At 73.1% G+C, this 20,961-nt stretch carries 15 protein-coding genes; 8 read left to right on the top strand and 7 right to left on the bottom strand.

Going from position 1 to position 20,961, the window contains the following annotated elements:
• Positions 1-2 precede the first annotated feature (2 nt).
• Positions 3-635 carry an SRPBCC family protein gene (locus J2Z30_RS12520; protein ID WP_044574907.1) on the top strand — a complete coding sequence of 211 codons (633 nt, stop codon included), beginning with the start codon at positions 3-5 and terminating at the stop codon, positions 633-635.
• Between the two features lie 26 nt (positions 636-661).
• Here the strand turns inward: J2Z30_RS12520 and J2Z30_RS12515 are convergent, their stop codons facing one another.
• The 4 genes from J2Z30_RS12515 to J2Z30_RS12500 form a co-directional block, all read right to left on the bottom strand.
• Positions 662-1,519, bottom strand: coding sequence for an endonuclease/exonuclease/phosphatase family protein (locus J2Z30_RS12515; protein ID WP_044581901.1), 858 nt, complete (start codon positions 1,517-1,519; stop codon positions 662-664).
• Between the two features lie 388 nt (positions 1,520-1,907).
• A complete protein-coding gene (locus J2Z30_RS12510) occupies positions 1,908-3,146 on the bottom strand; it encodes a sensor histidine kinase (RefSeq protein WP_044574908.1) in 1,239 nt (412 codons plus the stop codon).
• 1 nt (position 3,147) lies between these two features.
• Positions 3,148-3,918 carry a two-component system response regulator CseB gene (gene cseB / locus J2Z30_RS12505; RefSeq protein ID WP_044574910.1) on the bottom strand — a complete coding sequence of 257 codons (771 nt, stop codon included), beginning with the start codon at positions 3,916-3,918 and terminating at the stop codon, positions 3,148-3,150.
• Between the two features lie 46 nt (positions 3,919-3,964).
• Positions 3,965-5,500 carry a M1 family metallopeptidase gene (locus J2Z30_RS12500; protein ID WP_044574912.1) on the bottom strand — a complete coding sequence of 512 codons (1,536 nt, stop codon included), beginning with the start codon at positions 5,498-5,500 and terminating at the stop codon, positions 3,965-3,967.
• A 300-nt stretch (positions 5,501-5,800) separates the two neighbouring features.
• Here J2Z30_RS12500 and J2Z30_RS12495 point away from each other — a divergent pair, with 300 nt between their 5' ends.
• From J2Z30_RS12495 to J2Z30_RS12475, 5 genes are all read left to right on the top strand, one after another.
• A complete protein-coding gene (locus tag J2Z30_RS12495; RefSeq protein ID WP_044574913.1) occupies positions 5,801-6,724 on the top strand; it encodes an alpha/beta hydrolase in 924 nt (307 codons plus the stop codon).
• A complete protein-coding gene (locus J2Z30_RS12490; RefSeq protein ID WP_044574914.1) occupies positions 6,717-7,973 on the top strand; it encodes an acyltransferase family protein in 1,257 nt (418 codons plus the stop codon). Before J2Z30_RS12495 ends, J2Z30_RS12490 begins: the two co-directional genes overlap by 8 nt.
• Positions 7,974-7,983: 10 nt before the next feature.
• Positions 7,984-9,339: a sensor histidine kinase gene (locus J2Z30_RS12485; RefSeq protein WP_044574918.1), complete on the top strand. Its 1,356-nt coding sequence runs from the start codon at positions 7,984-7,986 to the stop codon at positions 9,337-9,339.
• A complete protein-coding gene (locus J2Z30_RS12480; protein ID WP_044574920.1) occupies positions 9,336-10,010 on the top strand; it encodes a response regulator in 675 nt (224 codons plus the stop codon). Before J2Z30_RS12485 ends, J2Z30_RS12480 begins: the two co-directional genes overlap by 4 nt.
• Positions 10,011-10,239: 229 nt before the next feature.
• A complete protein-coding gene (locus tag J2Z30_RS12475) occupies positions 10,240-12,990 on the top strand; it encodes a glycosyl hydrolase family 65 domain-containing protein (protein WP_044574922.1) in 2,751 nt (916 codons plus the stop codon).
• A 158-nt stretch (positions 12,991-13,148) separates the two neighbouring features.
• Here the strand turns inward: J2Z30_RS12475 and J2Z30_RS12470 are convergent, their stop codons facing one another.
• Both J2Z30_RS12470 and map read right to left on the bottom strand, forming a co-directional pair.
• Positions 13,149-14,141, bottom strand: a complete 993-nt coding sequence (locus J2Z30_RS12470) for a helix-turn-helix domain-containing protein (protein WP_044574923.1) — start codon at positions 14,139-14,141, stop codon at positions 13,149-13,151.
• Positions 14,142-14,362: 221 nt separating this feature from the next.
• Complete coding sequence (gene map, locus J2Z30_RS12465; protein ID WP_044574924.1) at positions 14,363-15,130, bottom strand: type I methionyl aminopeptidase; 768 nt, start codon at positions 15,128-15,130, stop codon at positions 14,363-14,365.
• 75 nt (positions 15,131-15,205) lie between these two features.
• On the opposite strand from map, the gene J2Z30_RS12460 reads away from it, so the two are divergent.
• Both J2Z30_RS12460 and J2Z30_RS12455 read left to right on the top strand, forming a co-directional pair.
• On the top strand, positions 15,206-15,490 hold the full coding sequence (locus tag J2Z30_RS12460; RefSeq protein WP_044574925.1) for a helix-turn-helix domain-containing protein: 285 nt from the start codon (positions 15,206-15,208) through the stop codon (positions 15,488-15,490).
• A 691-nt stretch (positions 15,491-16,181) separates the two neighbouring features.
• Complete coding sequence (locus tag J2Z30_RS12455) at positions 16,182-20,318, top strand: ABC transporter ATP-binding protein (RefSeq protein ID WP_052702103.1); 4,137 nt, start codon at positions 16,182-16,184, stop codon at positions 20,316-20,318.
• Between the two features lie 169 nt (positions 20,319-20,487).
• On the opposite strand, the gene J2Z30_RS12450 is transcribed toward J2Z30_RS12455, so the two are convergent.
• Positions 20,488-20,931: a hypothetical protein gene (locus tag J2Z30_RS12450; RefSeq protein ID WP_044574931.1), complete on the bottom strand. Its 444-nt coding sequence runs from the start codon at positions 20,929-20,931 to the stop codon at positions 20,488-20,490.
• Positions 20,932-20,961 lie beyond the last annotated feature (30 nt).

Here is a 20,961-nt window from a genome sequence, read left to right as displayed (position 1 = left end):
TCATGAGCGAGATCGTCGACCAGATCAACCACGTCCATCGCGAGGTCGGCACCCGTGAGGTGGCCGACGGCGAGGCCCGTACCGTCCTGCTGCGGCGCACCTACGACGCCGCGATCGAGGACGTCTGGGACGCGTGCACCGACCCGGAGCGGATCAGCCGCTGGTTCCTGCCGGTGAGCGGCGACCTGAAGCTCGGCGGCCACTATCAGCTGACGGGCAACGCGGGCGGCGAGATCCTGCGCTGCGAACCCCCGCGGCTGCTCGCCGTGAGCTGGCTGTTCGGCGAGAACCCCGGCTTCAGCGAGGTCGAGGTCCGGCTGACCGCGGAGGGCGGGGAGCGGACCGTCTTCGAGCTGGAGCACATCGCCGTCGTACCGCCCGAGATGTGGGACCAGTTCGGCCCCGGCGCGGTCGGCGTCGGCTGGGACGGCGCGCTGCTCGGCCTCGCCCTGCACCTGACGGGCGAAGGCGCGCCCGCCGACCCGGAGGCGTGGCAGGCCTCGGACGAGGCGCGGGAGTTCATGACCCGCAGCAGCGAGCGCTGGGGCGCGGCGTACGAGGCCTCGGGGGCCCCGGCGGAGGTGGTGGCGGCGACGACGCGCGCCACGACGGAGTTCTACGTGCCCAAGGGGTAGGCACGGCGGCCTCCGCGTCCGGGAGCTCACAGCCGCAGCCTCGCCGCCACCGGCAGATGGTCGCTGCCGGTGGCGGGCAGCGTCCAGGACGCGCGCGGGTCCACACCGCGGACGAGTATGTGGTCGATCCTCGCCACGGGGAACGAGGCGGGCCAGGTGAGGCCGAACCCGGCGCCCGCCTCGGCCTGGGCCGAACGCAGCCGGGAGGTGACCGCGGACAAGCCCCGGTCGTCCAAGGTGCCGTTGAGATCGCCCACGAGCACGGTGCGCCGCAGTGGTTCGGCGCGCAGGGCGGTGCCGAGACGGCGTGCGGCGGCGTCACGAGCGGAGGCGGTGAAGCCCGACGTGGCGCCGAACCGGACCGACAGCAGATGGGCGACGAAGACGGCGACCGGCCCCTCGGGCGTCCGTACGACGGCGCGCAGGGAGCGTGGCCAGGGCGCGATGTCCACCGGGCGGGAGGAGTCGACGGGGTACCTGCTCCACAGCCCGACCGTGCCCCGCACCACGCGATACGGGTAGGTGCCGGCCAGTGTTCTCTCGTACGCCGCCGTCGCGGCGCCCAGCTCTTCGAGGGCCAGCACATCGGCGCCGGAGGCCGCGAGGGCGCGTGCGGTGCGCACGGGGTGCGGATTGTGCTCATCGACGTTGTGGGTCACGACAGTCAGGCCTCCGCCGTCCGCCCGCTTGTCGAGGAGCATCCCGCCGAAGAGCGAACACCAGGTGAGGGCGGGCAGGACGACGGCCACGACGGCGGTCGCGGAGCGGCGGACGAGGGCGCAGAGCAGCAGCGGCGGCACGGCCAGGCCCGTCCAGGGCAGGAACGTCTCGACGAGACTGCCGAGATGACCGACCCGGTTGGGGATCCAGGCGTGACCCAGCATCACCAGCGCGTCCGCCGCCGCGAGCCCGGCGACGACCCGGCCCCGGCCCCGGCGCCGGCACCGGACGCCGGTCGTCGGCAACCTCCTCCGCACGGCCTCGATCCGTGGACGGCCGGTGCCGGGCGCGGCCGGGGGCCCTTCCTGGGGGCCGGTGCCCGCGCGCTCCGGCCGCGGCGGCTTCGCCACGCCCGCGCCGGGTCCACGGGGGCTGTGATCGGGGGCCATCCGCAAGGCACCTCCAAAGCTGGTTGACGTATCGCGTCGCACGTCAACCACCTTGGCCGGGACGGATCTCGGCAGGGCCGTGACCGTGGATCCGGCACCGCTCGGCCGGTCATCCGTCGTGTATCGGCTTGCCGCTGTCGCGTCCGCTGTCGGCTCTGTCGCGTCAGTCCGTCGGCGGCAGCCGAAGCGTGACGACGGCCCCGCCGTCGGCGGCGTTCGCGAAGAGCAGTGACGCGCCGATGACCCGGGCCTGGCCCGAGGCGACGGTCAGTCCGAGCCCGTGGCCGCGGCCGCGCTCGGCCGCGCCGGTGCGGAAGCGCTGCGGCCCTTCCTCGAGGAGGCTGTCGGGAAAGCCGGGGCCGTGGTCGCGGACGACGACCGTCGTGCCCTCGACGGTGACCTCGACCGGCGCGGCGCCGTGCCGGTGGGCGTTGCCGAGCAGATTGGCGAGGATCCGGTCGAGCCGGCGCGGGTCCGTCTCGACCAGGGCGGGCGCGGCGCCGACCGTGAAACGTGCGTCGAGGCCGGTGCGGGCCAGTGAGCCCCGGACCATGTCCGGGAGCGCGACGGGCCGCAGATCGGCGCGTTCCACACCGGCGTCGAGACGGGAGATCTCCAACAGGTCCTCGACCAGGGTGCGCAGCACCTGGACCCGGTCCCTGACGAGGTCGGTGGCCTCGCTCTCCGGGAGCAGCTCGGTGGAGGTGACCAGGCCCATCAGCGGGGTGCGCAACTCGTGCGCGACATCGGCGGTGAAGCGCTGTTCGCCGCGCAGCCGGTCCCGCAGGCTGTCGGCCATGGAGTCGACCGTGGCCGAGATCTCGGTGATCTCGTCGCCCGCCCGGCCGCCCACCTCCGTCCTGGCGGCCAGGTCGCCCGAGGCGATGCGCCGCGCGGTGCGCGCCACCCGCCGCAGCCGCCGGTTGGGGAGTTCGGCGGCGAGGGCGGACAGGGGCACGATGACGGCCAGCGCGGCCAGCGAGTACTTCCACATGTGCCGGTCCAGGGCACCGCGGCTGAGCTGGTCCGACGTCATGTCGACCGAAACCGCCACCAGACGGCCGCCGGGCAGCCGCCGTCCGGCCCACATCCTCGGCTGGTACGGACGGCTCTCGTCGTAGACGGCGGCGATCCCCTGGGCCCGGACCATCCGCACCAGCTTCGGCGGCATCTCCCCGGGGGTGCGCACGGCGCCGTCGTCCCCGCCGCCACCGCCCGGGGCGAGGGCGGCGTCCAGGGCGGTGTAGGCCTTGGCCGCGCCCTCGTGCATGGACCGCTCGTAGGTGCTGTGGTGCACCAGGAGTCCGACCGTCAGCGCGATGCCGCAGCAGGCCGCGGCCACCAGCAGGGCGATCTTCCAGCGCAGTGAGCGCCAGTTGAGCAGGGTGCGTGGGGTGTCCACGTCAGCGCCGCAACTTGTAGCCGAAACCGCGGACCGTCTCGATCCGCCCGGCGCCGACCTTCTTGCGCAACCGCTGTACACACAGGTCGACGACCCGGCTGTCGCCGTCCCAGTCGTAATCCCAGACCGTGCGCAGCAGCGTCTCCCGGTCCAGGACGATGCCGGGATACGCGGCGAACTCCAGCAGCAGCCGCAGTTCGGTGGGGGCCAGCGCGATCGGCTCACCGGCCAGGAACACCTCCAGGCCGCCCGTGTCGATCACCAGGTCCCCGAAGCGGAGCCGGGCGCCGTGGTGGTGGCGCGGGTCGGGCCGGTGGACCGCGGCTCCGGCCGCCGCCGGGGCGCCCGGCGGCGCCGCCGGGCGCCCCGGCGGATAGGTGGCCCGCCGCAGCAGCGACCGGATCCGGGCCACCAGCACCGCGGTGTCGACCGGCTTGACGACGTAGTCGTCGGCGCCCGCCTCCAGGCCGGATATGACGTCCAGGTCGTCGCCGCGCGCCGACATCATCAGGACCGGGGCCATACTGGTCTCCCGGATCCGGCGGCACAGTCCGATGCCGTCGAGCCCCGGCAGCATCACATCCAGCAACAGCAGGTCGTGTCCGCCCGCCCGGAACAGTTCGAGACCGGTCAGCCCGTCACCGGCCGTGGCGACGCGGTAGCCGTAGCGCTCCAGAGCCATCGCGACCGATCTGCGGATCACCTCGTCGTCCTCCACGAGGAGGACCGTGACGGGGAGGGGACCACCGCCACCGGTGGCTGAATGGGACATTTTCACCAATCTGTGCGAGGGGCGGAGCCTCCATCATGCCGTCACGTCATGAGCCCTTCGGCGGCTTGGGGGCCACCCAGTCCGGGTGGCCCGGCATGGGCGGAGTCTTCTCGTCGTACAGCCAACCGTTGACGTACGCGGTGAAGTCCCGGCCGCTGATCTCGTTCGCCACCTCGATGTAGTCCCGGGTGTCGGCGTACCGTCCCCGGTACCGGTCGAAGAAGGTCCGCTCGATCTTCTTGAAGACGGTGTCACCCACCTGGTGGCGCAGCCCGGCGAGCATCAGCACACCGGCGTTGTTGGCACCGACCAGCGCGTCGATGGCCTCCTTGGGCCGGTTCGGGGGGCCGGACTGGGCGCGGCCCTCGGGGTCGAACTCGTAACGCGCCTTCAGCACGGTGTCCAGGTCCCGCCAGCCCCGGTGCACCTCGTAGCGCAGCTGGTAGTAGTCGGCGTGGCCCTCGCTGATCCAGTTGGTGTCCCAGTCGGCGACCGCGAGCGCGTCCCCGAAGTACTGGTGCACCATCTCGTGGACCATGGTCGGTTCGAGCCGCTCGGCCGGCCCTTCGAGGTTCTCGACGGCGAACGTGGACAGGGTCGCCGATTCGAAGGCCACCCCCAGATAGCCTTCGGGCACCCCGAGCACCCCGTACGTCTCCAGCGGGAACCGTCGGCCGAGCTCCTGTCCGAACCAGGACAGCTGATCGGGTACGCGGTCGACCAGCGGCTTCGCCGCCTCGTACGCGTCGGTGGCGACGTAGCTGCGCAACGGCAGCCCATGGGGACCGCGGCCGCGGATCTCCTTGTAGTGCCCGACGCCGAACTGGACGACCTGGGTGGAGATCTCGTCGCCGGTCGAGAAGACGGTGGTGGCGTCGTCGCCCGAGGTCGTCCGTGAGCGCGGTGTTCCGATGCCCACGGCCTGAAGCCCCTTCGGCGCGGTGACGCGGAAGGTGAACCGGGCCTTGTCGGTGGGGTAGTCGTTGGCGGGGAAGAACATGTGCGCCCGGTCCGGCTGGCCGAACACCACGAAGCCGTCCTTCTTGTTCACCCACGGGGTCAGGCGCGGCGCGGGGTCGGCCGGGTAGCCGGGCCGGGCCCGGTTGTCGCTCCGGTCGACGCGGTAGGCGATGTCCACATCGAACGGGCGCCCCTTCTCCAGCGCCTGCCGGGGCGTGATGTCCAGCTTCTCGCCCGCCTTGTCCACGGCGAAGCGGGCCGGTTCGCCGTGGACGGCGACCGTCTTGATCTCGTCCACGGCCGCGTCGAGGCTGAACCGGGACAGGGCCTGGGTGGCGGTGGCCCGGATCCGTACCGAGGAGTCCATCAGCGTGGTCCCGGGCCGGTAGGTGTAGCCGACGTCGTACGAGCGGACGTCGTACCCGCCGTTGCCCAGGTAGGGCAGCAGCCGATCCCCGGCGGTCCGGGCGCCGGGGGAGGCCGGAACGCCGCCGGGGGCACCGGCCCGGCCGGGCGGTCCGGCCGCCGCGGTCGCCATCACCGCCATCGAGACCGCCATCGAGACCGCCAGCGCGATGAGCGCGGTACGGCGGCGGGCCCGGTATGCGGGGGCAGGGGACATCGTGACCTCCTACGGTGAGACCGGTGCGCAACGTCGGCGCACCGGCGCCACCTTGGGCGAAGGACATCTCCCCTTCGGCGGTGCGAGGCCTCCGCGGCCGCTCAGCCGTGCATCAACCGCGTATCAGCCGTGCGCCCGAGCCCCACCGCCGGGTGGCCCGCGACCGCCTCACCGGCCCGACCCCCTACCGGTCATACCTGGGGACTACCCCGGAGATGCACTCCCCGGTGGGACGCCAACCACACGGCCGACTCCATACCTTCCGTACTCACGACATCCGTTGGCACGGAAGGAACAGCCATGGCGTCCCGTCTTCGCCGCGCCCTGCTCGCGGCGCTCGTCACCGCCTCGGTGGTGGTGCCCCTGGTGGGGGCCGCTGGGCCCAGTGAGGTGCCCGCGCCCGCGCCGGTGGCGCTCGGGCCGGTGCGCGTCGCGGGTCTTGAGCACCGGTACGCCGCCAACCGGGAGGGGATCCGGGCGGCCGAGGCGATGGCCGCCCGGCACGGGGACCGCAAGCGGGCGCGGGCGCTGCGGAAGATGCGGGGGGCGTCGCGGCACTTCCTCTCCTTCGACGGGCGGAACGGGGGCCGTGCCGTCGAGGTGTACGGGGATCTGGGGCGCGCCACGCGCATCGCGGTGCTGGTGCCGGGGTCGGACACCAACCTGGAGACGTACGGCAGGTTCCGGGACGGGGCGCTCGCGCTGAGCCGTCAACTCGGGCGCCGTACGGCCGTCATCGGCTGGCTCGGGTACAAGACGCCCGGCACCGTGTCGCCCGAGGTGCTGACCACGGGCCGGGCCACCGGTGCCGCTCCCCGACTGGCCTCATTCGTACGGGAGTTGAACGCGGCCATGCCCCGGGCGCGGATCTCGCTCCTGTGTCACTCCTACGGCTCGGTGGTCTGCGCACGGGCCGCCCGGGGGCTGAACGCCGCTGACATCGTCCTGTACGGCAGCCCCGGGACGGGGTACGAGGACGTCCGGCAGCTGCACACCCGGGCCACCGTCTGGGCCGGGCGGGGCGGGGCGGACTGGATCGGCGGGGTACCGCATGTGCGGATCCCGCTGCTGGGCACGACCATCGGCCTCGGGACCGACCCGGTCTCCCGGCGGTTCGGCGCGCGGATCTTCGACGCGGGGGACGTCGGGCACAGCGACTACCTCAAGTCCGGGTCCGGCGCCCTGGCGAGCATGGGCCGGATCGTGGAGGGCCGCGATGCGTGAGACGGTGCGTGACCCGATCCGGCTGCGTGACCTCGCCCGGCGGATCGAGGCCGCCACCCCGCCCGGCCGCGACCGCGCCGTGGACGGCCTGCGGGCCGTCGCCATCCTCGGCGTGGTGCTCGGCCACTGGCTGGTGACCGCCCTCGTGGCCGACAGCGGCACGCTGCGCGCGGCCAGCCCGCTGCGGTACCAGCCCGGACTCACCCCCGTCTCCTGGGTGTTCCAGACCCTCGCGGTGTTCTTCCTGGTCGGCGGGCAGATGGGCGCGAAGAGCCACGACTGCGCCCGCGCCCGGGGCATCACCTACCGGCGGTGGCTGCGGGCCCGGCTGGTACGGCTGTTCCGGCCCGTGGCAGCCGTGCTGACCGTATGGGCGGTGGCGGCGGGGGCGCTGCTCGGCGCCGGGGTGAGCCTGCTGACCGTGCACACGCTGCTCAAACTCGTCCTGTCCCCGCTGTGGTTCCTGCTGGTCTACGCGGTGCTCACGGCCGCGACCCCGCTGGTGGCGCGGCTGCATCCGCTGTGGCCGCTCGCCGTCGTGCTGCATGTCGACCTGATCCGGTTCGGCTTCGACGGCCCGGCCTGGCTCGGCTGGGTCAACCTGGCGGCGGGCTGGCTGGTTCCGTACTGTCTGGGCGCCGCCTGGGGCCGTGGCAGGCTGCGCGGGCGGATGGCCGGGTGGGTGCTGCTGACCGGGGGCGCGGCGGTCACCGCCGGGCTCGTCCTGTTCGGCGGCTATCCGGCGGCGATGGTCGGGGTGCCCGGCGCCTCGATCTCCAACCTCAACCCGCCCACCCTGGCGGCCGTCACCTTCGGGCTCGCCCAGTGCGGCGCGGCCCTGCTGCTGCGCGGCCCGCTGCGCCGGGTGCTGGCGCGGCCCGTCGTGTGGGCGGTGGTGGCGCTGGTCAACCTCGCCGCGATGACCGTCTTCCTGTGGCACCAGACCGCGATGATGGCGGTCAGCGTGACCACGCTGCGGCTCGCCGGACCGCAGACCGGGCTGCACACCGTGCCCGAAGGACCCGGCTGGGTGCTCGCCCGGCTGTGCTGGCTGCCGGTGTTCGCGGGGGCGCTGCTGATCTGCTGGGCGGCGTTCCACGTGTACGAGGCGGGGCGGCCGCGGAAGGGCGGTGGCGGGGTCGTCCGCGGTGGCGGCCCTGGAGCGGCCGGTGGCAGCCGGGTCGTCCGCGAGGGACGTCCCCGGAATCAGGCACGGCCGGCACAGCACGTGGAGCGGCGGAGTGTCTAGAGTCAAGGGCATGACAGGCGGCAGGATCGCGGACCGGCTGGCGGGGGGCCTGCGCACGCTGCCGCGCACGTTGGGCGAGGCCCTGCGCGCGGTGCCGGGCATCCTGCGCGAGGACCTGTGGACGGTGGCGCGCGATCCACTGCCGCGGATGCGCTGGCTGGGCCGGCTGCCCCATGGCCATGTGGTGTTGTTCGCGGTGCTCATGGCCTGGCTCAGCATGGCGCAGTTCCAGGAGCCCGCCCGCCCGGGGACGTCCCAGGACCCCGTGCCGCTGATCGGGCTCGTCGTACTCGAAGCGCTGGCCGTCCAACTGGCGCTGACCCGCCCGATACCGGCATGGTGGCTCTCGACCGCCATGCTCCTGGTGACGGCGCTGGGCGTGGACGACCGCGTCCCCGCATATGTGCTCTACCCCTGGAACTACGGCCAGCTCGCGCTGCACACCGCCGTCCTGTTGCTCCTCGCGCTGCGGGTCCGCCCGCGGATCGCCGCCGAGGCACTGCTGCTGACCCTCCTGGTGGGCGTGGTCACCGCGGCCCTCGCCACCCGGCCCCACACGGACGGCCTGGACGAGGCCGTGGTGTCCTTCACCACCGCCGTGGTGGTGGGCGCCGCGCTGCGGGGCCGCCGGGTGGCGCGGACCCGGCTGGTCGAGCAGGAGGAGCTCACCGCGGAGGAACGGGCCCGGCGCACCCTGCTGGAGGAGCGCAACCGCATCGCCCGCGAACTGCACGACGTGGTCGCCCATCACATGTCGGTGATCTCCATCCAGGCCCAGGTCGCCCCGCACCTGGCCGAGAACCCCTCCGACGAGCTCAGGGAGAATCTCGCGGGCATCCGGCAGAACGCGGTCGAGGCGCTGGCCGAACTGCGCCGTGTGCTGGGCGTGCTGCGTTCCGAGGACGCCCTGGCCGACGGCGCCCGGCATGCCCCGCAGCCCACCCTGGACCGGCTGGACGAGCTGGTGGGCACGGTGCGGGGGACCGGGATCACGATCCTTACCGATGTCACCGGGGAGCGGCGGGCGCTGCCGCCGGGCGTGGAGCTGTCGGCGTTCCGCATCGTCCAGGAGGCGCTGAGCAATGTGATGCGGCACGCGCCGGGCGCCGAGGCGCGGGTCGAGTTGGGGTACCGGCGGCACGGGCTGACCGTCCGGGTCGTCAACACCACGCCGGACCGGCCCGCACCGCCCTCGCCCGGAGCCGGGCACGGGCTGCTCGGGATGCGGGAGCGCGCTGCGATGCTGGGGGGCGAGCTGACCACCGGCCCGACGCCGGACGGCGGTTACGAGGTGATCGCCGTACTGCCCACCGACCACCCCGTCCCGTCCGCCGCCGTGCCCGAGACCGCCGAGGACCCCGTATGACAACCATCCGCGTCCTGATCGCCGACGACCAGATGATGGTCCGCCAGGGCTTCACGGTGCTGCTCAACGCCGAACCGGACATGGAGGTCGTGGGCCAGGCCGTGGACGGGGCCGACGCCATCGCCCAGGTCGCCGAACTCGCCCCGGACGTGGTCCTGATGGACATACGGATGCCGGGGGTCGGCGGTATAGAGGCCACCCGCCGGCTCACCGAAGCCGCCGACACCACCGTCAAGATCCTCGTCCTCACCACCTTCGACCTGGACGAATACGTCTACGAGGCGCTGCGCGCGGGCGCGTCCGGGTTTCTGCTGAAGGACGCCTCGGCGGATGAACTGGCCCATGCGGTACGGGTGGTGGCGGCCGGTGACGCGCTGCTGGCGCCGAACATCACCAAGCGCCTGATCGGCGAGTTCTCCCGGGTGACCGCCGCCGCCCCGCGCGGGCCGCTCCGGGCTCGGGCGGGCGATCTGACGGAGCGCGAGACCGAGGTGCTCACGCTGATCGCCCAGGGGCTGTCGAACGCGGAGATCGCGGCACGGCTGGTGGTGGCCGAGCAGACCGTGAAGACCCATGTGAGCCGGATCCTGTTCAAGCTGGGGCTGCGCGACCGGACCCAGGCGGCGGTCTTCGCGTACGAGACGGGGCTGGTGCGCCCGTCGGCGTTCTGACCCGGCCCTCCTGGGGGCGCGGATTTTTCCCGTCCCCGCCCCTTCCCGAGCCTGGGGCGGAGCCCCAGGCTCGGGAAGGGGCGGGGAGCAGCACGCCGCAGGCGGCATGTCTCGTTCTCGTATCTGAACTCGCGTTCAGATGTTGAAGACATCGCGCCATCCATTGACCTGCCGTGTTCACCTCTTTATGGTCACTGCGACCGTCACCGGCGAACCACGACGGAGAACGATGACGTACTCCCCCCTCCGGCCGCCCCGGCCCGCCCGGCTGATCGCCCCGCTCCTCGTCTGCGGGCTGATCGCCGCCGTGCCCCCGGCGTCCGCCGCTCCCGAATCCGACTCCTCCGCGGCGGCCGACGCCACCGCCGGAGGGGACTGCACGCGCGGGCCGTCCGACGGCTGGGCGCTCTCCTCCAGCCGTATCGACCCCAAGGACAGCTCCCACGCGTATGTGGGCAACGGCTATCTGGGGCAGCGGGTGCCGCCCCAGGGGACCGGGTACTCCGGAGGGGGTGACAAGACCGGATGGCCGCTGTTCACCCCCCGCTACGACGGCGCCTTCGTCTCCGGCCTCTACGCGCACAATGCGAAGACGACCGGGAACCGGCAGGTGGCCGCCGCCATCCCCACCTGGTCCACGCTGAACGTGGCCACCGGGGGCGACCGTTCGGAGACCTTCGGCTCCCGGACCTCCGCCGGGCGGATCTCCCACTACCGGCAGACGGTCTTCATGCGCTGCGGTCTGGTGCGGACCTCCCTGACCTGGACCGCGTCCGACGGGCGCGCCACCGACCTCACCTATGACATCGTCGCCGACCGCGCCAACGCGCACGTGGGCGCCGTAAGGATGCGGATGACCCCGCACTGGGGCGGGGACGCGACCGTCACCGATCTGCTCGACGGGCGCGGTGCGCGGCGGATGAGCGGGACCGGCGGTGGCGCCCATAAGGGCGGCACGGTCGATGTCGCCTTCCGTACGGATGGCACGAAGACCGACGGAGCCGTGGCCTCCACGCTGCGCCCCGGTCCTGGCGTCCGGACGGCCGAAGCGAGGACGGGCGGCACGAAGGCCGGTGGCACGGACGCGGCGCGGGATCTGTCCGCCCGCCAGGGTCTCCGCTTCCCCGTCCGCCCCGGCCGGTCCTATGAGTTCACCAAGTACGTGGGCGTGGACACCGCGCTGACCTCCCACACCCCGCGCGCCGACGCCCTCGCCGCCTCCCGCCGCGCGGCGGACCAGGGCTGGGACGGGCTGTTCGCCGCGCACAGCGCCGCCTGGAAGCGGCTGTGGCGCTCCGACATCGAGGTGGCCGGGCGCCGCCGGCGCGACCTCCAGGACTGGGTGCGCTCCGCGCAGTACGGCCTGCTGTCCGCCACCCGCGCCGGCTCCCGGAACAGCATCTCCCCGACCGGGCTGAGCAGCGACAACTACGGTGGACTGATCTTCTGGGACGCCGAGACCTGGATGTACCCCGGGCTGCTGGCCACCCATCCCGAACTCGCCAAGTCGGTGGTGGAGTACCGCTACAAGACCCGCGCCGGCGCCCGCGCCAACGCCCGCAAGCTGGGCTACCCCGGCCTGTTCTACCCCTGGACCAGCGCGAGCAAGGGCGGGCTGTGGACCGAGTGCCACAGCTGGGACCCGCCGCACTGCCGCACCCAGAACCACCTCCAGAGCGATATCGCCGTGGCGGCCTGGCAGTACTACCAGTCGACGGGCGACACCCGGTGGCTGCGCGGGCGCGGCTGGCCGGTGCTCAAGGGGATCGCCGAGTTCTGGGCGGGGCGCGCCACGCACAACGCCGACGGCAGCTACTCCATCAAGAACGTGGCCGGTCCCGACGAGTACAGCAACGGCGTGGACGACGCGGTCTTCACCAACGCCGGGGCCGCCACCGCCCTGCGCGACGCCGCCCGCGCCGCCCGCCTCCTCGGCGAGCCGGTGCCCGCCGCCTGGAACCGGATCGCCGACCGGATGCGGATCCCGTACGACAAGAAGAGCCAGGTCTTCCGGCAGTACGACGGCTACCAGGGCTCGCTGATCAAGCAGGCCGACACCGTGCTGCTGATGTACCCGCTGGAGTGGCCGATGTCCGGTCAGGCGGCCGCCAGGACGCTCGACTACTACGCGGCCCGTACCGACCCGGACGGCCCGGCCATGACGGACTCGGTGCACGCCATCGACGCCGCCGCCATCGGCGAGCCCGGCTGCTCCACGTACACCTACCTCCAGCGCGCCATCAAGCCGTTCGTCCGCGGTCCCTTCGACACCTTCTCGGAGGCGCGGGGCGAGAAGGCGGGCGCGCAGGACCCCCTGTCCGGCTCCCCGGCACAGGACTTCCTCACCGGCAAGGGCGGCTTCCTCCAGGTCTTCACCCACGGTCTGACCGGGATGCGGATGGACGAGGACGGTGTGCGGCTCGCACCGACGCTGCCGCCGCAGCTCCACGACGGTGTCACCCTGCGCGGGCTGCACTGGCGGGGCCGCACCTACGACGTGGCCATCGGCCCGCACGAGACGACCGTAAGGCTGACGGCGGGAGCGCCGATGCGGATCGAGACCCCGCACGGCGGGGAGCGGATCGTGAGCCGGGGCGCGCCCGCGGTGCTCAAGACCCGCCGCCCGGACCTCGAGCCGACCGACAACGTCGCGCGCTGCGGTAAGGCGACGGCGAGCACGGAGGAGCCCGGGATGTACGCGGGCGCCGCCGTGGACGGCAACGCGGCCACCGCCTGGGTCCCCGACGCCGTCGAGGGCACCCTCACGGCCGACCTCGGGCGCGCCGTGCGGCTGGCGGAGGTCAGCCCGGAGTGGACCCGCACCCGCCCCGCCTCCCACGAGGTGCGGACCTCGCTCGACGGCCGCCACTGGCGCGCGGGGACGACCGGCCCGGCCCGTTTCGTACGGGTCACCGTGCGGTCGGCGGACGACAAGAAGCGCGCGGGCATCGAGGAGTTGCGGGTGACCCGCGCCAAATGACCCCGTGGGGGGCCGGGATATGCGGTCCGTGCACAGCGGACGCGGTCCATGCACGCAGGATCAAGACAGTGTGCACAGGAGGCCAACGACATCCCGGCCCCGGCGGGCCCATGCTGATCGGTGACGGGTGAGCAGGGTTGCTACGGGGGGAGCCCCGCTCACCTGTTCGCCGCGAGCGCCCTATGGCGGAAGTCCCGTGGGGGCACTCCATAGGCGCCGCGGAAGGCACGGCTGAAGTCCGCGGCGTGGCTGAAGCCCCAGCGGGCGGCGATGACATGGATGGGGGTGTCGCCCAGGGCGGGATCGGCGAGGTCGCGGCGGCAGCGCTCCAGGCGCTGGGCGCGGATCCACGCGGAGACGGTGTGCCCCTGCTCCTCGAAGAGGCGGTAGAGGTACCGGAGCGAGATGTGATGGGCCGCGGCGATCGAGGCCGGGGTGAGCCCCGGGCGGTCCAGATTCTGCCGGACGAACTCCTGGACGCGTAACCGCAGGGTACGCCGACGGCTCTCGGGGGTGAGCCGGTTCTCGGCGCGCGCCTCGGCACCGGTGTCGAGCTCATGCGCGAGCAGCGCGTTGAGCAGATCGACGGCGACGGTGCCGAGGCGCGATGCGTCGGCCGGGCCGTAGGCGTCGGACTCGGTGGCCAGGCGGGTGAGGAAGTCGGCGAGCATGGCCCCGATCCCGGACCGTCCGGACAGCCGCTGCCCGAGCAGCCGCTGGAGCTCGGCGGGCGGGAACGGCAGCAGCGAGGGGCGGAGGGTGACCGTCATCCCGTCGACCCTGCCGCGCTCGCACACCGCCAGATACGGCGCGGAGGTGGAGGTGAGCATGAACTGCCGGGCGCCGACCGTGGTTTCGGCGTCCCCGTGGCATACGTCGGTCTCCCCGCGCAGGGTGAGCCGCAGATGGTAGAGCTCCGGGTCGGAGCGCCGGATGTGGGCCGCCGTCCGCTCGTTCCGCAGCGACGGTACGGAGGTGTAGGTCAGCATCACCTCGCCGATGTCCACTCCGCCCCGTACGTTCGCGCGGAAGTCGTGCTCATGGTCGCTGCGCAGCTCCATGGGTATCGACGTCAGCTCGCACAGGGCGCGCCACGCCGCGAACCGTTCCGCGGGCGGGATGTCGTCGATCCGGGGCACCGTCACGATCATCATCCTTTCGCCTGGCCGGTGGTGCGCTTTTCGATGGGCGCGACCTTAGACAGCCCTGCTAAGTGTTTGATGAACGGTCCGGTATTGAACAGTCCGCTTTTGGGCGATTCCGCGAGCGTGTGTCTGGGCGGGGCGCTGGACGGGGCGGGTGGGTGGGCGGGCGGGCGAGGCACCGCGTCCCCTCTGTCCTCCCAGATCTGTGTCTTCTCGGACCTGTCTTCTCAGAGCGCGGTCAGGATCCGTGGGCCGTCGTCCGTGATCGCCACCGTGTGCTCGCTGTGGGCGGCGCGGCTGCCGTCCGTCGTCCGCAGCGTCCAGCCGTCGGCATCGGTGGTGTACGCGTCCAGGCCACCCGCCAGGAACATCGGCTCGATGGCCAGCACCAGCCCGTGCCGCAGCGGAAAGCCCCGGCCGGGCCGCCCCTCGTTGGGGACCGGCGGGTCCTCGTGCATCCGCCGGCCGATGCCATGGCCGCCGTAGTCCTCCATGATGCCGTAGCCCGCGGTGCGCCCCACCGTCCCCACGGCATGGGAGATGTCGCCCATCCGGCCCCCCGCGACGGCCGCCGCGATCCCCGCCTCCAGCGCCTGGCGGGTGGTCTCGATCAGCCGGACGTCGGCCGGGCGCGGGGTGCCGACGGTGAAGCTGACGGCGGCGTCGCCGCTCCAGCCGTCCAGCGTCGCACCGCAGTCGACGGTCACCAGATCGCCGTCGCACAGCCGGTAGTCGCCCGGGATGCCGTGGACGATGGCGTCGTTGACCGAGGCGCAGATGACCGCGGGGAAGGGGGTGGACGCGAACTGCGGCCGGTAGCCGAGGAACGGGGAGCTCGCCCCGGCCTCGCGCAGCACCTCCCGCGCCGCCTCGTCCAGCTCGCGCAGCGAGACGCCGACGGCCGCCGCCCGCTGTGTGGCGTCGAGCGCCGAGGCCACGACGCGGCCCGCCTCGCGCATGGCGTCCAGGGACGCGTCGGTCTTGATTTCCACCATGGGTGAGCCCCTTCGCAGGACCGAACCACCGGTTCGGTGTGCACCAATTACTATACCGGTATTAGTATCACGGTCATGGTGCGCACTCCTCTCACCCCGCTGGAACGTGAACGCGGCCGCTTCCTCGGCGCCCTGCTGCGCCAGGCCCGTGGCGAACGGAGCATGGCCGAGGTCGCCGCCGCGGCCGGGATCTCCGCCGAGACGCTTCGGAAGATCGAGACCGGCCGGGCCCCGACCCCCGCCTTCTTCACCATCGCGGCCCTCGCCGCCACCCTCGGACTGACCCTGGGCGAGATCGCGGAGCGCTGCGCCGCGGTCACGGCTCCGGAGCGGGGGGAGGAGGCGGAGGAGGCGGCCTAGCCGGGACGCCCGGCGGCCCATGCCGCCTGCGGCGGGCTGCTTCCCCACCCCGAAACCGGAACTCCGCCCCAGACCCCAGCCGGGGCTCCGCCCCAGACCCCAGCCGGGGCTCCGCCCCAGACCCCGAAACCGGGGCTCCGCCCCAGACCCCGGAGCCGGGGCTCGACCCCGGACCCCGGAACCGGGGTTCGGTCCCAGGCCCGGGGCGGGGGTTCGCCCCAGGCCCCGGAGCGGGGGTTCGGCCCCAGGTCCCGTAATCGGGGCTGCGCTCCAAGTCTCGGAACGGGGGTTCGGCCTCAGGTCCCGGAACAGGGCTCCGCCCCAGACCCCAGACCGGGGCTCCGCCCCAGACCCCGAAACCGGGGCTCCGCCCCAGCCTCCGGAACCGGGCTTCGTCTCAGAGGCCGGAGCAGGGGCTCCGGGGTCCCTGGGGTACCTGGGGTACCAGGGGCGGAGCCCCTGGGATCGGGGAGGGGCGGGGAGGGGAAGCAGCCCACCGCGCCCCGATCCATTTGTTGCAGCAGGATGAAATCCGCACATCAGTGTGTTGGTGCCTTCCGGAAGCGTGTGCGGATCGGGAGGTTCACGGGTGGCGGACGTAGCGGCGGGCGCGTCGGACGAAACGGGCGAAAGGGGTGCGGGTGGGGCGGATGCGGATGGCCCGGAAGCCGGACAGGGCTGGGTAAGGCGGCTGTTCGGCTACTGCTGGCAGTACCGCAGCGATGTGCTGCTCGCCCTCGGCGCCTCGCTCGCCGGAATGGCCGTCATGGCGCTCGTCCCGCTGGTGCCGAAGCTGATCATCGACGATGTGATCGTCTCGCGCGACCGGTCCCTCGCCCCCTGGGCCACCCTGCTGATCGTCGCCGCCCTCGTGGTGTACGTCCTCACCTACGTCCGCCGTTTCTACGGCGGACGGCTCGCCCTCGACGTCCAGCACGCCCTGCGCACCGAGATGTTCGCGGCCATCGCCCGCTTCGACGGCAGACGGCAGGACAAGCTCTCCACCGGCCAGATCATCGGCCGGGCCACCAGCGACCTCCAGCTGATCCAGGGCCTGCTCTTCATGGTGCCGATGATGATCGGCAACATTCTGCTCTTCCTGGTCTCGCTCGTCGTGATGGCGGTGCTCTCGCCGCTGCTCACCGTCGTCGCCCTCGCCGTCGCCCCCGCCCTGTGGATCCTCGCCTCGCGCAGCCGCATCCGGCTCTTCCCCGCCACCTGGTACGCCCAGGGGCAGGCGGCCGCCGTCGCGGGCGTCGTGGACGGGGCCGTGACCGGTGTCCGGGTGGTCAAGGGGTTCGGGCAGGAGGCGCAGGAGACCGACAAGCTGCGCGAGGTCGGCCGGGGGCTGTTCGCCGCCCGGCTGCGGACCGTACGGCTGAACTCCCGCTACACCCCGGCCCTGCAGGCCGTCCCCGCCCTCGGCCAGGTCGCCATGCTGGCGCTCGGCGGCTGGATGGCCACCCGGGGCCAGATCACCCTCGGCACCTTCGTGGCCTTCTCGACGTATCTCGCCCAGCTCGTGGGCCCGGTACGGATGCTCACGATGCTGCTGACCATCGGACAGCAGGCGCGGGCCGGGGTCGAGCGCGTCTTCGAGCTCATCGACACCGAGCCCGTCATCGACGAGCGCCCCGACGCCCGGGAGCTTCCCGGGGACGCCCCGGCGACGGTCGAGTTCGACCGGGTGAGCTTCGGCTACGACCCCGAGCGGCCGGTGCTGTCCGAGGTGTCCCTGCGCATCGAGCCGGGCGAGACCCTGGCCGTGGTGGGCGCCTCCGGAAGCGGCAAGTCGACGCTGTCCATGCTGCTGCCGCGCTTCTACGACGTGTCGTCGGGCGCGGTGCGGATCGGCGGCCACGATGTGCGGGAGCTGACGTACGACTCGCTGCGCGGGGCGGTCGGGCTGGTGCCGGAGGACAGCTTCCTCTTCTCCGACACCGTGCGCGCCAACCTCGCCTACGGGGTGCCGGACGCGAGTGAGGAGCGGATCCGGGCCGCCGCCCGCGCCGCGCAGGCCGACGGCTTCATCTCCGAGCTGCCGAACGGCTATGACACCGAGGTCGGCGAGCAGGGACTGACCCTCTCCGGCGGCCAGCGCCAGCGGCTGGCCCTGGCCCGCGCGATCCTCACCGACCCCCGGCTGCTCGTCCTGGACGACGCCACCTCGGCGGTGGACGCGCGCGTCGAGCACGAGATCCACGAGGCGCTCCGGGGTGTCATGGCGGGCCGCACCACCCTGCTGATCGCCCACCGCCCCTCCACCCTCGCCCTCGCCGACCGCATCGCGGTGATGGACCGGGGCCGGGTCGCGGACGTGGGCACGGACGAGGAGCTGAAGGCGCGGAGCGCCGTGTACCGGAGCCTCTTGACGGACGAGACCGAGCCGCGCGGCGACGACGGCTCGGGCGGCGCGGTCGCGCCGCCGACGGGGAACGGCCCCCGGCCGTGGGCCGGGGCCGACGACCTGGCCCCGGGCGCGCCACGCGGCGCCGCCGCACACGCGCCGGGGCTCACCGGTGCGTTCGGTGGAGAGGCCGCCGCGACCGGGTTGGCCGAGCCGTGTCTCGACGGCGGGCCGCCCGCCGACGCCGACGGCACGGCGCACGGCCCCGAGGGGCGCCCGCGCCCCGCGGCGGGTTGGCGGGCGCGCGGTGGGGACGACCCCGCGCACGCCGCCGGTGAGGCGGTCCGTGATGGAGCGGCGGCCGAGCCGTGGGTGCCGTCCGACCCGGAGGGACGGGGCCGTTCGCACGGTGGGGACGACCCCGCGCACGCCGTTCGAGAGGGGGAGGGCGCCGTATGGGCGCCGGACGGGGACAGCGCCGCCTGTCCGCCGGACGGGGCCGTGGCGGGCCACCCGGCGTGCCCGAGCCATGGTGGGGTGACCCCGGAGCTATGGGTGCGGCCCGATGGTGAGCGCCGTAAGGGCGACACGGCGGCGGGCGCGGGGGCCGGGGCCGTGGCCGGTCCCGGGCTCGCGGGGGCGCTGTCCGGGATGCCGGCCACCCCCGAACTGCTCGCCAAGGTCGCCGCCCTGCCGCCCGCCACCGACATCCCCGACATCGACGAGGAGCGGGCCACCCGCCCCGAGGAGACGTACGGGCTGCGGCGGTTGCTGCGCGGCTTCGGGGCGCCGCTCCTGGTCGCGCTGGCGCTCGTCTCCGTGGACGCGATCGCCGGGCTGCTGCTGCCCGTGCTCATCCGGCACGGAATCGACCAGGGCGTCCAGCGGCTCTCGCTCGGCGCGGTATGGGCCGCCTCCGGGCTCGCGCTCCTCGTCGTCCTCGTGCAGTGGGCCGCCCAGATCGGTGAGACCCGGATGACCGGGCGGACCGGTGAACGGGTGCTCTACGCCCTGCGCGTGAAGATCTTCGCCCAGCTCCAGCGGCTCGGTCTCGACTACTACGAGCGCGAGCTGAGCGGCAAGATCATGACGCGGATGACGACCGACGTCGACGCGCTGTCCACGTTCCTCCAGACCGGTCTCGTCACCGCCGTGGTCAGCCTGCTGACCTTCTTCGGCATCCTGGTGGCGCTGCTCATCATCGACGTGGAACTCGCGCTGGTGGTCTTCCTGACCCTGCCGCCGCTCATCATCGGCACGGTGCTGTTCCGGCGCCGCAGCGTCAAGGCGTACGAACTGGCCCGCGAGCGTGTGAGCGTGGTCAACGCGGACCTTCAGGAGAGCGTGGCGGGGCTGCGGATCGTGCAGGCATTCCGGCGTGAGCGGTCCGGCCGGGAGCGGTTCGCGGCGCGCAGCGACGCCTACCGCCAGGCGCGGATCCGCGGCCAGCGGCTGATCTCGGTGTACTTCCCGTTCGTCCAGCTGCTGGCGTCCGTGGCCACCGCGCTGGTGCTCATCGTGGGCGCCGGGCGGGTCGGGGACGGCACGCTGACGGCGGGCGCGCTGGTGGCGTACCTCCTCTACATCGACCTGTTCTTCGCCCCCGTCCAGCAGCTCTCCCAGGTCTTCGACGGCTATCAGCAGGCCACCGTGTCGCTGGGCCGCATCCAGGAGTTGCTGCGCGAGCCCACCACCACACCGGTGGCCGAGGCCCCGCGCGAGGTGCGCTCGATGCGCGGCGACATCGCCTTCGACGATGTGCGGTTCCGGTACGGGGACGGCGAGGAGGCGCTGGCGGGCATCTCGCTCACCATCCCCTCGGGGCAGACCGTGGCGTTCGTCGGGGAGACCGGGGCGGGGAAGTCCACTCTGGTCAAGCTGGTGGCGCGGTTCTACGACCCGACGCGGGGCGCCGTGCGGGTGGACGGGGTGGATCTGCGCGAACTGGACCTCACCGGATACCGCGGCCACCTCGGGGTGGTCCCGCAGGAGCCGTATCTCTTCGCCGGGTCGGTGCGCGACGCCATCGCCTACGGACGGCCCGACGCGAGCGACGCGGAGGTGGAGGCCGCCGCGCGTGCGGTCGGCGCCCATGCCATGGTGGCGTCGCTGGACGGTGGCTATCTGCACGAGGTCTCCGAGCGCGGGCGCAATCTCTCCGCCGGGCAGCGGCAGTTGATCGCGCTGGCGCGCGCCGAGCTGGTGAACCCGGACATCCTGCTGCTCGACGAGGCCACGGCCGCGCTCGATCTGGCCACCGAGGCTCTGGTCAACCAGGCCACGGATCGTCTTACGGGACGGCGCACCACACTGGTCGTCGCCCACCGGCTGACCACCGCCGCCCGTGCGGACCGGGTGGTGGTCCTGGACCACGGCCGGGTCGTCGAGGACGGCACCCATGAGGAGCTGGTGGCGCGGGACGGCCGGTACGCCGCGCTGTGGCGCACCTTCACGGGTGAGACGGCCCCCGCCGTCGCGTAACCGCTCCGCTGGACGTGCCGGGATGCGTCTCGGCCGTCTGCGGTGCTCGGTCGGCTGCGGCGCCGCCGTGGCTGGTCGCGCCCACGCGGCGGAGCCGTATATGGACACAGCCCCGCGCCCCTTCGGGCCGGTAACGCTCAGCGTTCGCTCGCCGTTACGTACGGTAACGTCACGGTTCCATGCCGCTGGCCCTCGCTATGCCCTCCACCTCCCGCCGGTCCCGCTCCCGCTGCTCCGCCTCGGCCGCCACCCGCTGCTTGTGGCGGTGCAGGAAGTCGGGGTCCCCGGCCCGCTCCTGAGGCACCAGCACCTTCATGCCCTTGGCGTGCGGACTGTCGCCGAGGTCGACCACCACACGCTCGTCCTGGGAAGTGAGCAGGCCGAACAACACCAGCAGCTCGGCCTGGAGAGCGGGGGTGAACAGCTCCTTCTCCTCCGGCCCCATCCCGAGCTCGTACGTCCCCCCGCGGACGGCCGGTGAGGTGCTCAACTCGCGCAGCAGCCGCATCAGCAGCTCGAGCGAGCGAGGATCGATCCGGTCCTGCAATTCGTTCAGATACCGCGTCAGCCGCTCGGCCCGTTCACTCCGGTCGTGCCGTTCGTCTCGGTCCATACAGGCAGCATGAGCCATCACAGCCCGCTA

It is taken from the genome of Streptomyces iranensis (genome assembly GCF_017874715.1).
GTDB classification, from domain to species: Bacteria; Actinomycetota; Actinomycetes; order Streptomycetales; family Streptomycetaceae; genus Streptomyces; species Streptomyces iranensis.
This window is presented reverse-complemented; position numbering and strand designations above follow the sequence as displayed.